The 13280-nt window shown below is 51.7% G+C and carries 12 protein-coding genes; 9 read left to right on the top strand and 3 right to left on the bottom strand.

The features are described 5' to 3' along the window. Positions 1-71: 71 nt before the first annotated feature. Both pip and JL661_RS08905 read left to right on the top strand, forming a co-directional pair. The gene (gene pip, locus JL661_RS08900; RefSeq protein WP_004237631.1) at positions 72-1046 is read left to right on the top strand and encodes a prolyl aminopeptidase; all 975 of its coding nucleotides are present in this window, start codon (positions 72-74) and stop codon (positions 1044-1046) included. Continuing rightward, the gene (locus tag JL661_RS08905; RefSeq protein WP_036417224.1) at positions 1043-1678 is read left to right on the top strand and encodes a LysE family translocator; all 636 of its coding nucleotides are present in this window, start codon (positions 1043-1045) and stop codon (positions 1676-1678) included. Before pip ends, JL661_RS08905 begins: the two co-directional genes overlap by 4 nt. Here JL661_RS08905 and JL661_RS08910 read toward each other — a convergent pair. Continuing rightward, positions 1675-2472: a helix-turn-helix transcriptional regulator gene (locus JL661_RS08910; protein ID WP_036417223.1), complete on the bottom strand. Its 798-nt coding sequence runs from the start codon at positions 2470-2472 to the stop codon at positions 1675-1677. The genes JL661_RS08905 and JL661_RS08910 overlap by 4 nt on opposite strands. Positions 2473-2606: 134 nt before the next feature. Here JL661_RS08910 and JL661_RS08915 point away from each other — a divergent pair, with 134 nt between their 5' ends. Together JL661_RS08915 and JL661_RS08920 are read left to right on the top strand one after the other, a co-directional pair. Beyond that, positions 2607-4028: an MFS transporter gene (locus JL661_RS08915; RefSeq protein ID WP_036417222.1), complete on the top strand. Its 1422-nt coding sequence runs from the start codon at positions 2607-2609 to the stop codon at positions 4026-4028. A gap of 107 nt (positions 4029-4135) precedes the next feature. Then, positions 4136-4534 carry a VOC family protein gene (locus JL661_RS08920; RefSeq protein WP_004239294.1) on the top strand — a complete coding sequence of 133 codons (399 nt, stop codon included), beginning with the start codon at positions 4136-4138 and terminating at the stop codon, positions 4532-4534. Here JL661_RS08920 and JL661_RS08925 read toward each other — a convergent pair. Then, the gene (locus JL661_RS08925) at positions 4487-5707 is read right to left on the bottom strand and encodes an MFS transporter (protein ID WP_062771607.1); all 1221 of its coding nucleotides are present in this window, start codon (positions 5705-5707) and stop codon (positions 4487-4489) included. The genes JL661_RS08920 and JL661_RS08925 overlap by 48 nt on opposite strands. Before the next feature lie 72 nt (positions 5708-5779). On the opposite strand from JL661_RS08925, the gene JL661_RS08930 reads away from it, so the two are divergent. The 5 genes from JL661_RS08930 to JL661_RS08950 all read left to right on the top strand — a co-directional run bounded on the left by JL661_RS08930 (position 5780) and on the right by JL661_RS08950 (position 11921). Further along, complete coding sequence (locus JL661_RS08930) at positions 5780-6751, top strand: LysR family transcriptional regulator (RefSeq protein ID WP_081113459.1); 972 nt, start codon at positions 5780-5782, stop codon at positions 6749-6751. 3 nt (positions 6752-6754) lie between these two features. Then, entirely contained in the window at positions 6755-7213 is a 459-nt protein-coding gene (locus tag JL661_RS08935; RefSeq protein ID WP_036417216.1) for a nucleoside deaminase, read from the top strand. A gap of 262 nt (positions 7214-7475) precedes the next feature. After that, positions 7476-8621: an MFS transporter gene (locus JL661_RS08940; RefSeq protein ID WP_051997309.1), complete on the top strand. Its 1146-nt coding sequence runs from the start codon at positions 7476-7478 to the stop codon at positions 8619-8621. A gap of 132 nt (positions 8622-8753) precedes the next feature. Further along, on the top strand, positions 8754-10913 hold the full coding sequence (locus tag JL661_RS08945) for a TonB-dependent receptor (protein WP_036417210.1): 2160 nt from the start codon (positions 8754-8756) through the stop codon (positions 10911-10913). Between the two features lie 15 nt (positions 10914-10928). Then, the gene (locus JL661_RS08950) at positions 10929-11921 is read left to right on the top strand and encodes an ABC transporter substrate-binding protein (RefSeq protein WP_032098969.1); all 993 of its coding nucleotides are present in this window, start codon (positions 10929-10931) and stop codon (positions 11919-11921) included. Positions 11922-11967: 46 nt separating this feature from the next. Here JL661_RS08950 and JL661_RS08955 read toward each other — a convergent pair whose 3' ends face one another. Continuing rightward, the gene (locus JL661_RS08955; protein ID WP_036417208.1) at positions 11968-13185 is read right to left on the bottom strand and encodes a hypothetical protein; all 1218 of its coding nucleotides are present in this window, start codon (positions 13183-13185) and stop codon (positions 11968-11970) included. Positions 13186-13280: the final 95 nt, after the last annotated feature.

Here is a 13280-nt window from a genome sequence, read left to right on the forward strand (position 1 = left end):
ACTGCTTGTCTTTTATGCGGGTTATTGATTAGAGTGGTGAATTCTGTTTACTGCTAACCGGTGATTTTGCTATGACAACCTCTTCTGACACAACATTCCGTACGTTGTATCCGGCCATTGAGCCTTATGAGACCGGGTTTCTCGATGTTGGTCATGGTCACCGGATCTATTACGAACGCACCGGCACACCCGGTGCGAAACCGGCTGTTTTCCTGCACGGCGGACCCGGCGGCGGAATCAGCCCGGAATACCGGCGCTATTTTGATCCAGCCCGTTATGATGTGCTGCTGTTTGACCAGCGCGGTTGCGGGCGTTCAACACCGCATGCGGAAATTTCCCATAACACCACATGGGATCTGGTGGAGGACATTGAGCGGCTGAGAAAGCATATCGGTGTCAGTAAATGGCTGGTATTCGGCGGCTCCTGGGGTTCGAGCCTCGCACTGGTATACAGTGAAACGCATCCGCAGCAGGTCAGTGAAATCATTTTGCGCGGTGTGTATACCGTGACAGAGGCGGAACTGAACTGGTATTACCAATTTGGCGTTTCACAGATGTTCCCGGAAGAGTGGGAAGCCTTTTTGGCACCGGTTCCGGTGCAGGAACGGCACAATATGATTGCTGCCTATCATAAACTGCTGACCGGTGATGATGTTCAGGTTCAGCTGGCGGCGGCCAAAGCCTGGACTCTGTGGGAAGGGAAAACCACCACACTGCTACCGGATGCAGAGCACGTTGGCGAATTTACTGATGACCATTTCGCCATCGCCTTTGCCCGGCTGGAAAATCACTATTTTTATCACCGGTGCTGGCTGGAGGAAGGTCAGTTGCTGCGTGATATTCACCGGCTGCAGGGTATTCCGGGAATTATTGTTCACGGCCGTTATGATATGCCGTGTCCGGCAACCTTTGCGTGGCATCTGCATAAAGCCTGGCCGGGATCGGTGCTGCACCTGATTGAAGGTGCAGGGCACGCGATGTCTGAACCGGGGATCCGGGATCAGCTGCTGCGGGCCACAGACTATTTTGCCGGTCAGGAGCCATGACCGGTAATCTGCAGGGTATTTTGGGGCTGGTGATCACCAGCTCCGTGCTGATTGCCATTCCGGGGCCGAGTATTTTGTTTCTGGTCGGCCAGGCGTTATCTGCCGGGAAGAAAAATGCCCTGAAAGGCGTGGCGGGAAATGCCATCGGTATGTACAGCATTGCGGTATTGCTTTCTTTCGGAATTGGTGCGGTGCTGATGTCTTCTCCGCAGATCCTGATGATTATCCGTCTGATCGGGGTACTGGTTTTGCTGCTGATTGGCTGGCAGTATGTCCGGGCATCCCGGATCAGTATGGCGATGGATATGCCGGCGAATAAAGGCCGTCAGTCGTTGTTTGCCGGTATTATTGTCGGTGCCGCGAACCCGAAATCCGTGATTATGTTTGGTACGATTGTTCCCGGATTTACCGGTGAAATTCCGCCGGAGATGTCCGCTACCACTGTGTTGCTGCTGATGTCGCTGATCCCGATAGCCCTGGGCATTGTTATCGATATTATCTGGGTTTATGCCGCACATGCTGTTAAATCCGCATCATTTTTCCGGGGAAACAGTCTGCGCTGGTTTAATCTGTGCGGCGGTATCCTGATGATCCTTATGGCATTACTGCTGGCGGTGGCATCGGTGATTTAATCTTCACTGGTAACCGGCGTATACACCAGTAACCGGTTGGATTTATCGATATCAAATGTCAGGGACGCATACTCGTAGGTTTCCCGTCTGCCGTTAAATTCAATTTCACGGATACCGTTACAGGGCTGATATATTTCGTGTTTATTCCACAAGATGTCAAAAGCCGCAGATTCCTGACATAACGCCGTTATCATCCGCTGAATATTGGGGTCATGCTTTGTTCTGGCATAATCCCGGCGGAAACTGGCCAGCAGACGCTGAGCATCGGTTTCCCAATCAATAAAGCGGGTCTGATAGCGGGGATCGGTAAACAGCAAATAGAGAAAGTTACACATCCCGGGCTGTGCTTCAGAAAAGTGCAGGTAACGATCTGCTTTTTCATTATACGCCAGCACATCCCAGTGCAGATTCAGCACATAGCAGAGATAATTATCCGGAAAATCATCCAGCATCCGGGTGATAACCGGCGGCACATGATGCTCTGTATCACCGGAAGCTTCCGGAGCCCGCTGGTGAGCCAGCAGATACAGGTGCTGGCGTTCTGCTTCATTCAGACGCAGTGTCCGTGCCAGGTTGTCCAGAAAGCGGGTGGATACTCCGATTTCACGCCCTTGTTCCAGCCAGGTGTACCAGGTCAGGCCCACCCCGGCAAGTGCGGCGACTTCTTCGCGGCGCAGACCGGGAGTACGGCGGCGCGAAGTATGCGGCAGCCCCACACATTCCGGGGTCAGACTTTCGCGTTTTGTGCGTAAAAAATCAGCCAGTTCCGGCCGCGTGCGCGGGTTTTCACTCATTATCAGATGCCTTATGCTATGTTGCCCTGAGTTCCTGTCACTATTAGTAATAGTATAAACGGTTAAATTGTAACAGAATAACGACCTGATTATAGTCTCATTCCTGCTTTTAAAAATGGCAAAATGAGAAAAACATGAATCAGCAGCAACGTATTGCACTGTTTGTATTAGTCCTCGCCGGGTTTGTCACTATTTTTGATCTGTTTGTCGTCAATGTGGCGATAGTCAGTATCGAACGCGGCTTACAGGCTAGTTTCACTGAACTGACACTGATTATTGCCGGGTATGAACTGGCTTTCGGCCTGCTGCTGATCACCGGTGGGCGGTTGGGCGATATTTACGGACGCCGCCGGTTATATCAGGCCGGAATGGCCTTTTTTACACTCGCGTCACTGTTGTGTGCTGTCGCACCGACAGCCTTATTACTGGTGATTGCCCGTTTTATCCAGGGACTGGCTGCCGCATTACTGTTCCCGCAGGTGTATGCAGGTATTCGCCTGAATTTTGATGAAACACAGGCAAGAAAAGCATTCGGCTGGCTGGGGATGACGCTGGGGCTGGCCGCGATTGCCGGTCAGGCACTGGGAGGCTGGCTTATTACCCTGAATCTGTTTGATATGAGCTGGCGGCTGATTTTTCTGGTTAATCTCCCTGTTGGTATTCTGGCTCTGGTATTGTCCCGCCATTTACAGGAGGGGCGCGTTGCGGACGGACTCACCACTGACTGGCCGGGCGTACTGTTATCCGCTGCCGGAATTACCGCATTTCTGTTACCGCTTCTGATGTTACCGGTTTGGGGCCTGACACTTTTCAGTGCCGGATTGCTGTTTACGGGTATGGTTCTGTTGTTCTGTTTTGTCCGTTATCAGCAGCATTTATCACGCACCGGACAAACGCCGCTGTTTGATATTGCGGTATTGAGTAACCGGCCATTTGTTACCGGCACCGGCGCTGTGCTGTGTGTCTATGCCACCTCATCCGCATTTCCGCTGATACTTTCCCTGTTACTGCAAAACGGTATGGGGGCTACACCGCTGGAAGCCGGGCTGATTTTTGTACCGTCCAGTATCGGCTTTGTTATTGCCTCCTTTATTACCCCGCGAATGATTATCGGACGGGGCGAACCGGTGATTTATTACGGTGCATTAGGGTATGCCGCCAGTTATCTGGTATTAATTGCCGGGCTGAATTTCCTGCCGCAAAGCACCGCAAATACGATACTCAGCCTGTTTCTGTTTTTGGTCGGGTTCACACAGGGCATGATTATGACCCCGATGCTGAACATTGTGCTGTCCCGGGTTACACCGGCACAGGCTGGGATGGCATCCGGACTGACGGCCACATTACAGCAGATTGGTGCGGCAACCGGTGCAACCGCAGTATCGGTTATTTTACAGTTTTCACTCCGGCACAGCGGAGATACGGTACTGTTATCCACCCCGGCCGCAGTTTACAGTGTCAGCCTCGGGTTCAATGTGCTGATGGCACTGTGTGCCGCATATCTGATTTACCGCATAACACGCGCCCGGCAGCCGGAAATAGTTTCCTGTCTGTAGTGCATCATTACGGATGTATTAAAAAAAGAAAATACCCCGAATTGTGTATTTTCAGCCAATGTGATACCACGTAATGTACGAATAACAGCGATACAGGGAGTTGTCTGATGATTACAATTTCACACCTTGACCATCTGGTTCTGACGGTGGCCGATGTTGAAAAAACCTGTGATTTTTACCGTCGCGTACTGGGGTTTTCGGTCATTACGTTTCGCGGGGATCGCAGGGCTTTAGTGTTTGGCCGCCAGAAAATTAACTTGCATCAGGCAGGAAATGAATTTCTGCCGAATGCGGATAAACCGGTACCCGGTTCAGCAGATCTCTGTTTTCTCACCGGGACCCCGGTTGAACAGACGCTGGCGCATCTGGCAAAAGAAAAAATTGTTGTGGAAGAAGGGCCGGTGGAACGCACGGGGGCAACCGGCCCGATAATATCAGTCTATTTCCGTGACCCGGATTTAAACCTGATCGAGATTGGCCTGCCGGTGACGTCCCGGCCGGTATAAGCGGATAACAAAACCGCAAATCAATATCAGCACTATTGCAGCACAGATGAGTGCTGCAATGACATTTTCCTGTAAGGAGAACGCAGACACCATCATGCCACCGGCAGCAGACCCGGCAGCAATACCGGTGTTGAAAAAGGCGATATAAAGTGACCCGGTTATTTCAATCGCTTGTGCGCTGTAGCGGATCATCCAGTTCATCAGCGTCACAGATACGCCGCCGTATGCCATTCCCCAGAGCGTGAGAATAATGATGTGTGATGCAGGAACGGCAGGCAGCAGGAGTAACCCTGCCAGGCTCAGGGCAATACCGCCGGTAATGCAGAATACGGCACGGAACAGATGACGACCGGACAATAACCCCAGCACGAAATTACCGGCAATACCTGCAATGCCGTACAGCGCCAGTAACCCGCTGAGTTCATGTGCCTGCAACTGAGGATCCCGTTGCAGAATCGGGCGGACAAAGGTAAATGCCATAAAGTGGGCAGTCACCAGCAGTAATGTGATCAGCAAGCCTGTCCGGATAACCGGGCGGCGGAGCTGGGTCAGAAAATCGCGGACAGCTGGTGCCTGAACCGGCGGCAGAGAGGGAAGATTCAGCATCAGCAGCAACACGGCCAGGGAAAACAGGCTCATGATACCAAACACACCACGCCAGCCGACCCATTCACCGAGGATCACCCCGGCGGGAATTCCCAGTACGGATGCAGCGGCAACACCGGCAAATATCAGAGAGGTGGCAAGCGCCACATGCTGGGAATCGACCAGCCTGACAGCTATTCCGCCGGCGATTGCCCAGATCCCGCCGATGCTCAGCCCGACAATAATCCTGGCCGCGACCAGAACAGAGAAGTGGGTGGCTGTTGCCGCACAGATATTGGCCACCATTAATAACAGCATCAGTATCATCAGCAGATAACGACGGTTCAGGCGGCCGGTGAACAGAATAATCAGGGGGGAACAAAGCGCAGCGACCAGGGCCGGTATGGTTAGCATCAGGCTGACATACGCCTGCGGCACCCGGAACTCTGCCGCAACCGGTGTCAGTAACCCGACCGGCAGCATCTCTGTGGTGACCACGGCAAACGTTGCGAGGGTCAGCGCAACAACAGAAAACCATCCCCGGCGGGCAGGCGGCAATGAAGGTGATAAACAATGACTGTCTGACATACATTCCTCATGGTAATAACTTTACTTGAGAAGAGAGTCTATCTGCGCCAGTATGACAGATAAATATCATCTTTGGCCAAACACCGGGGACAAATCGTGGCAGATAAAAATGGTTTACTGCTGGATAACTTATTCGATGTGCTGGTTTTTGTACGGGTCAGTGAAACCGGTAATTTCACATCAGCAGCTGAAAAACTACAGATTTCACGTTCCGCTGCCGGAAAATGCCTTCAGCGCCTGGAAAACCGTGTCAGTACCCGCCTGCTTCACCGGACCACACGGCGGTTGCGTCTCACAGAAGAGGGCGAATGTTTTTATCTGCATGCCAAACGGATATTATCCGAGGTGGATGATGCGGAAAATGCATTATATGAAGGCAGACAAAAACCTTCCGGCACATTGCGGGTCGCTGTTCCTGTGGTTTTTGGCCGCAATTATGTGATGCCGGTGATACAACAGTATGCCGCACAATGGCCCGATGTTGATATTGATGTCAGTTTTTCTGATGATTACTGTGATCTGATTCAGGAAGGTATTGATGTGGCCGTGCGTATCGGCGGTAATGATGATAGCCGCCTGGTGCGTAAAGTTCTGGCGCCGCATCGCCTGGTGACCTGTGCGTCACCGGGTTATCTGGAACGGCACGGTATACCTGAAACACCGGAACAGTTAGCAGCACATGAGTGTCTTATCTTCCGCCACCGGGGACGAAATGTTCCCTGGCAGTTTATGCGGGATAAAAACGTTCAGTTGCATCCGGTCAGCGGCCGGTTCAGTCTGGGAGATACCGGCGCGGTTCTTGATGCTGCACTGGCTGATGGCGGAATTTGCCAGTTGGGTGCTTTTCTGGCCGGGCCTGAGATAGCGAAAGGGGCATTGCAGCCGGTACTGACTGCATTTACACCGCCCGGAGAACCCGTGAGTGCGGTATATCCGTCAAAACAATTTCTGGCGCCGAAAGTCCGCGAGTTTCTCAATACACTGGAAACACAATGGCAGGGGAAAGCCATATGGGAATCCCCGTTAATCAATCATAAGGAATAACTGATGACAGATAGTGAATTTCTGGCTCAGGCGATAGCACTGGCCCGCCGGAATGCCGAAAAGGGCGGTCGCCCGTTTGGTGCCGTTGTGGTCAGAAACGGGGAAATTGTCGGTGAAGGGGTTAATCAGATGCTTGAGCTGCATGACCCGACCGCTCATGCGGAATTGCTGGCTCTGCGCCATGCCGGTAACAACCTCCGGCAGACCCGGCTGGAAGATTGTGTGGTGTATGCCAGCGGACAGCCATGCCCGATGTGTCTTGCCGCAATGCGGATGGCGGGTGTGACCCGTGCTGTCTATGCTTATTCCAATGCGGATGCGGAACCTTACGGTTTATCAACAGCATCCATTGCACTGGCTTTACGGGCCGATCCGCATGAACAAACGGGCTTCTCTTTTACACAGCAAAAACCGGAAGGTGAGCCATCACTGTATGATTTCTGGCAGCAAAAACAGAACTGATTATAGTTGCCACTGATGCTGCCGGGTTTCCGGCAGCCGGTATTCCTGATACCATACCCGCCGGTATCCTCTGCTGGTTTCGTATTTTTACCTTCTGTATTTTCCGCTCTGTTTTACATCCCTCTTATTTATCCTCTGAATATGCTGCTGTTTGTCTGCAGTGCGCCCTCAGTCTGCCAGTCATTTCGCCTGTTTTATTTTCCCCTGATGAGTGAATTCAATCCGTAACCCGTTTATTTTCATTTTGTTATACAGGATTTTTATGATTTCACCTTACACATTGCCGGTACTGGCATTCACGGTATTTTTTACCGGCGTTACTGAATTTATGGTTTCACCGATGCTCACGCCGCTGGCGGCTGCATTTGATGTCACACCCGCACAAGCCTCATGGCTTATTGCAGTGTATACCTTATCGTATGCAGTGGCTGCACCGGTGCTGGGACGATTATCAGACCGTATCGGCCGTTACCGGATGTTACGTGCTGCATTATTGCTGTTTGTGGCAGATGGTATCGCACTGGCACTGGCACCGTGTTTCAGTGTGGCTGTGGGCTTGCGTATTCTGGGCGGTCTGGCCTCTGCTGCGCTGATCCCATCTGTTTTTGCACTGATTGCAGAACAATTTCCGCATGACAGACAGGCTTCCGCGATGGGACTGGTGATGACGGGTATGACCGCCGGTATTATCTCCGGCCCGGTGATTGCCGGATGGCTGACAGTCCGCTGCGGCTGGTATGCACCTTTTCTGCTGACTGCCGCCGGAAGTCTGGTCATGTGGATAGCCTGTTGTTTTGTGTTTCGCGGTGTCAGCCGGACTTCCTCTCAACCGTCAATCCGGCCCGGTAAATGTTATTCACGGGCATTATCGGGGCTGATCACGGCAAAAGGTCTGTGGAACGGTACTGCAGTGGTTATGTTTGTTCTCAGTGGTGAATTGCTGCGTGACCGGTTCGGGCTGAATACAGAAACGATAGGGCTTATCAGTGCAATATTCGGTGGCGGATTACTGACCGGGAATCTTCTGATGCCGCTGCTCCGGCGTTTAAGCGGTACAGATACCCGGCTGCTGCTCATCAGCCTGATAGTGATGAGTGTGATGATTGCCGGATTTATCAGCGGAACAGGCGGGCTTCCCGGGATGATGTTGTGGATGTTATTGCAGGGATGCGCTCTGGGAATTGCCGCTCCCGTCAGTACAGCCATCATTGCTGAGCATGCCGGAATACGTAAAGGAGAGGCTCTGGCATTGTCAGAAAGCATGAATAATCTGAGCATCTTTATTTTATTACCGGTGGCCGCAGCACATCAGGATAGTCAGATATTATTACCCGCAGTTACCGCGCTATTATTTTGCGCTACGGCACTGACGGGGTACATTCTCAGTCCGATATATTGCAAAAAGTAATAATAACGAGAGAAATTATCTCTTCCGGAACTCATTGATACCGATCACGTTTACCCGAAGCGAAAATCAATATCATTTACGCTGTATATATAAATATATAACGATGACAGTAAAACGATAACGGATGGTTCTATGAAGACTAACTATATTTCGCGGGCACTGCTGCCTGCGCTGATTTCTGTTGCCCTTTTTCCGGCGCAGCAGGCACTGGCAGATACCATAATTGTGACGGACAAGCCTTCTCATATCACCCCGCAAACACAAGCCGGTGCCGGTTTTGTGGCGACCGATATTGATATGGGGCCGCTTGGTACCCGCCAGTGGCTGGATATTCCCTACAGCAGCAATACGGTCAGCGAAGCGATGATCCGTAATCAGCAAAGTAAAAGTGTCAGTGAAATGCTGAAATATCTGCCGTCTTCTCAGATGCAGGCCCGCGGCGGCATGGATGTGGGCCGTCCGCAGAGCCGGGGAATGCAGGGTAGTGTGGTGGAAAACAGCAGACTGAACGGCCTGAATATTGTCTCCACCACCGCGTTTCCGGTGGAAATGCTGGAGCGGCTGGATGCCGTGAACAGCCTGACCGGTGCAATTTACGGCCCGGCCAGCCCTTCCGGTCAGTTTAATTTTATCTCTAAACGGCCGACTCAGGATCCGCTGCACCGGGTGACGGTAGGATATCAGAACCGTAATGCTTACAGTGCACATCTGGATCTTGGCGGTCAGGTGGATGAAGAGAAGACTTTCGGCTACCGCCTGAATTTACTGGATGAAGAGGGTGAAGGTTATGTCCGGAACAGTAAAATCCGCCGTCAGCTGGCCGCTGTTGCCCTGGACTGGCAGATCCGGCCGGGAACACAGATACAGCTGGATGCCAGTCACTATCATTTTGTGACCAAAGGATTTCCCGGCAGCTTTGGTTACGGCCCGGATATTGATTTACCGAATGCGCCGGACAGCTCCAACCCTGACCTTGCACTCAATACCGCCGGTAATGACCTGACGACAGATTCCGTCAGTACCCGTTTTACCCACTATATGAATGATGACTGGTCACTGAGCGGCGGTATCGGCTATCAGCAGGCAGATCGGGCAATGCGCTCTGTTTCGTCGCAAATTCTGGACAGCAAAGGGACTATCAGCCGTTCAATCACGGATTCTCCGGCAGCCGGTCGTTTCCGTGTGCTGAGTAACAATCTCGCCCTGAACGGTCAGTTTGATACCGGCTCCGTAAACCATGATGTTGCTCTCGCCACCACCGGTTATACCTGGTCAATTTACAGTGCCAAAGAGCGGGGTAAAACCTTTCAGCTCGGCAATACCAATATGTATGACCCGTCTTCCATGACCGAACCTTCCGATGGCCGCATCAGAACCGGCGGGGAACGTTACAAAGCCAGTGAAAACCAGCAGCAGAGTATTATCATTGGTGACACTGTCACGTTTAACCCACAATGGTCTGCCATGGTGTATGTCAGTCAGAGCTGGATCACGACCCGTAACTTCGATAAGCAGGGACACAAAACTGACCGTGATCAGCAGACCGGTACCAGCCCGAATATGGCGCTGATGTACAAAATCACTCCGGATGTGATGACCTATATCAGTTATGCCGATTCTCTCCAGCCCGGGGATACCGCGCCGGATGATGATAAAGTCAAAAACCGGGGTGAAACACTCAGCCCGTACCGCAGTACACAATATGAATGGGGTATTAAAGCCAATACCGGCAATATGAACCTGAGTGCCGCAGTTTTCCGCCTCAAACGGCCGTTTGCTTATACCGATAGCGACCAGATCTTTAAAAAACAGGGCGAACAGGTAAATGACGGGCTGGAACTGACTGCCACCGGCAATGTCTGGCAGGGGCTGAATATCTACAGCGGTGTCACGTTCCTGAAAGCAGAACTGACGGATACCGGAAACAGTAAGACTGAGGATAAACGGGTTGTAGGGGTGCCGAAAGTACAGGCAAACCTGCTGATGGAATACAGCCTGCCATCTGTTCCGCAGTGGGTATACAGTGCCAATATTCATTACACCGGCAAACGGGCAGCAAATGATACCAACACCAGTTGGGCGGACAGCTACACCACACTGGATCTCGGTGCCCGCTATACCACTCAGATAGAAAATGTACCGGTCACACTGCGGATCTCTGCGGATAACGTTACCAACGAGCATTACTGGGCGTCTATTTTCCCCGGCAACAGTAACGGTAAAAATGGCGGCGCCAATGCCTTTACCGGTGCAGGCCGTGAATTCCGGGCTACCGTATCATTTGATTTTTAGCACGGAGGCAGCGTGATGCGGCACTATTTATCAGCGTTATGCCTGTTATTTGTCAGTACCTGCGCTTTCAGTACCCCGGCGGAAACCCCGCCGGAACCGGCACTGCGGATAGCAACACCGTGGCCGGCGCAGAATGCGATTATTATGATGCTGGGTTACGGCAGTAATATCACCGGAACCTCGCGGGTTGCCAAACAGATCCCGCTGTTCCGTCAGATGCTGCCGCAGATTGATGATGTGCCGGTCATCGGCACCACCGGCGGAAATGAGCTGAATATTGAACAAATTCTGAGTCTGAGGACAGATATTTTATTTATTCATGACGGGATCCGCGTTCCGCAGCAGGAGGTGCTGGCACAGGCCGGTGTCCGTGTGCTGGCTTTTAAAGCCAACAGTATGGATGCACTGCGGGAGCGGGTAAAACTGACCGGTGAGGCGCTTGGCCCGGATGCGGCAGAGAAAGCGGCGCAATATGAGCGCTATTTCCGTGACAATATCCGCCGCGTGCAGGAACGGCTGAAAAATGTTCCGGCGTCTGCCCGTCTGCGGGTGTATCACAGCATGGGAAACCCGTTATATACCTCAGGGCGGCCATCGCTTAATCAGGACTGGATGGATCTGGCCGGCGCAGTCAATGTGGCAGAAAACTGGTTTCCGGCACACAGCAGTGCTAACGGAGAGGTATCATCAGAGCAGATTATCGCGGCTGATCCGCAGGTGATTATTGCGATGAACCGGCGGGATGCAGAATTTATTCAGCAATCGCCGCAATGGCAGTCAATTGATGCCGTGCGTAACGGGCGGATCTATACCAATCCGCGTGGTATGTTCTGGTGGTGCCGCGAAACGTCAGAGGAGGCATTGCAGTTTCTCTGGCTGGCTACAGTGCTGTACCCGGACGCCTTTGCGGATATTGATATGAGAAATGAAACAGCCACGTTTTATCAGACGTTTTATGGGATTACGCTGACACCGCAGCAGATCACGGATATTCTGCAACCGGAGTGATCCGGATATGCCGTCGCCGGTTTCCGGTGACGGCATTGTACCTCTTTTATACTTTCACAAATTCAATATGCTGCAGCAACCCGCCGCCGGAAAGGGAACGGTCCTCATGTAATGTCAGCACAATATCGCCTTCCTCAAGGTTCACCCGGGTCTCCCGGTAAATGACCGGGCCGTAATTTGACCCGGATTTATACGGTGTCAGCACCGTTTTGGTTAAATCTGTCAGATGGGTATCGGTAACAATTTTTCCGGCCTGTTCAATCCGCAACTGAGTTTCATAATCGAAACTAAGGGAATTGGTCATATAGGCATAGTACAGGCGGATATGGTACTGCCCGGCGCTTCTGACCGGCAGTGTGACCGGGTCTCCGACTCTGTCATAACTGCGGGGTTTGGCGGCGGATAAATAATTGTAGCTGCCGTTAGCAGAAGAATTTCCGGCGGTCAGGAACAGATTGCCGAGATAAACCATATGGTTTTCAGCATTAACCGGATTGGCAGCGATATCGCTGCGTTCAGAACAGACCCTGGTGGATTTTTGTTGCGCGCCGTAAGTCAGATGATCCTGAATATTGGTGTACCCGGATGTCCAGTAAATAACGGAGCGTTTGGCCTGGCTTTCCGGATCATAAAAATCATCATTTTCGGTGTAATTATTGATTTCTGCAGTCAGCACGTCTTTAAACATAATATCCGCCTGTTCCGTCAGAGTTTTGCTGTATTTTTCCAGCATATCAGAGGCATAGCCCCAACTCTTGCCGAATACCAGGGTATCGCGCAGTGTAAAGAAATAGAGCAGGCAGGACAGGGCACACACGCCGCACAGCCGGACAATACCTATTCTTTTTGCGGTATTGATGCTGAGAATGCATAAGCGGCTCATACTTGCGATGGCAATCTTATTGCGTACCACAATCAGCTGGCGCGCCTCTTCTGTCGGTGAATTCTGCCAGGAGCTGATAGCATCCTGCAGGCTTTCGGCATCTTTGCGGACGGCCTGATATTCTGATTCCAGCCATTCAGAGGTATTTTTCATCAGTGTTTCCTGAATAATACCAATAACATCCACTTCCTTTGGCTCTGTCATTTTTTTATAAACCAGTTTCAGCACCATGCTGAGAATGGTGGTGGCAATTCCCTGCGGTGAAGCGGCAGGTACGGCGAAAGAGGCGGGCGGGATCATATTCAGTGCCTGTAACGTCAGCATATGCAACTGTGGCTGGGTACTTTCTGCGGCAAGGTGAAAGGCAGAAGTCTGAGTCATAATGTTTCTCCGGCAGATAATAAACAGATAAGGGGAAATCAGTTTATGGCTGCTTATCTGCCGGTAACAGACTCATTTTTATCAGATTTATGAGA

Origin of the sequence: Morganella morganii, assembly GCF_019243775.1 — a bacterium.
In the GTDB taxonomy this organism is placed as follows: Bacteria; Pseudomonadota; Gammaproteobacteria; order Enterobacterales; family Enterobacteriaceae; genus Morganella; species Morganella morganii.

Excerpts from the sequence above, each read along its gene's own strand:
- JL661_RS08935 (WP_036417216.1), top strand. The coding sequence starts at position 6,755 with ATGACAGATAGTGAATTTCTGGCTCAGGCGATAGCACTGGCCCGCCGG.
- JL661_RS08940 (WP_051997309.1), top strand. The coding sequence starts at position 7,476 with ATGATTTCACCTTACACATTGCCGGTACTGGCATTCACGGTATTTTTT.
- JL661_RS08905 (WP_036417224.1), top strand. The coding sequence starts at position 1,043 with ATGACCGGTAATCTGCAGGGTATTTTGGGGCTGGTGATCACCAGCTCC.
- JL661_RS08920 (WP_004239294.1), top strand. The coding sequence starts at position 4,136 with ATGATTACAATTTCACACCTTGACCATCTGGTTCTGACGGTGGCCGAT.
- JL661_RS08915 (WP_036417222.1), top strand. The coding sequence starts at position 2,607 with ATGAATCAGCAGCAACGTATTGCACTGTTTGTATTAGTCCTCGCCGGG.
- JL661_RS08945 (WP_036417210.1), top strand. The coding sequence starts at position 8,754 with ATGAAGACTAACTATATTTCGCGGGCACTGCTGCCTGCGCTGATTTCT.
- JL661_RS08925 (WP_062771607.1), bottom strand. The coding sequence starts at position 5,707 with ATGTCAGACAGTCATTGTTTATCACCTTCATTGCCGCCTGCCCGCCGG.
- JL661_RS08950 (WP_032098969.1), top strand. The coding sequence starts at position 10,929 with ATGCGGCACTATTTATCAGCGTTATGCCTGTTATTTGTCAGTACCTGC.
- pip (WP_004237631.1), top strand. The coding sequence starts at position 72 with ATGACAACCTCTTCTGACACAACATTCCGTACGTTGTATCCGGCCATT.
- JL661_RS08955 (WP_036417208.1), bottom strand. The coding sequence starts at position 13,185 with ATGACTCAGACTTCTGCCTTTCACCTTGCCGCAGAAAGTACCCAGCCA.
- JL661_RS08910 (WP_036417223.1), bottom strand. The coding sequence starts at position 2,472 with ATGAGTGAAAACCCGCGCACGCGGCCGGAACTGGCTGATTTTTTACGC.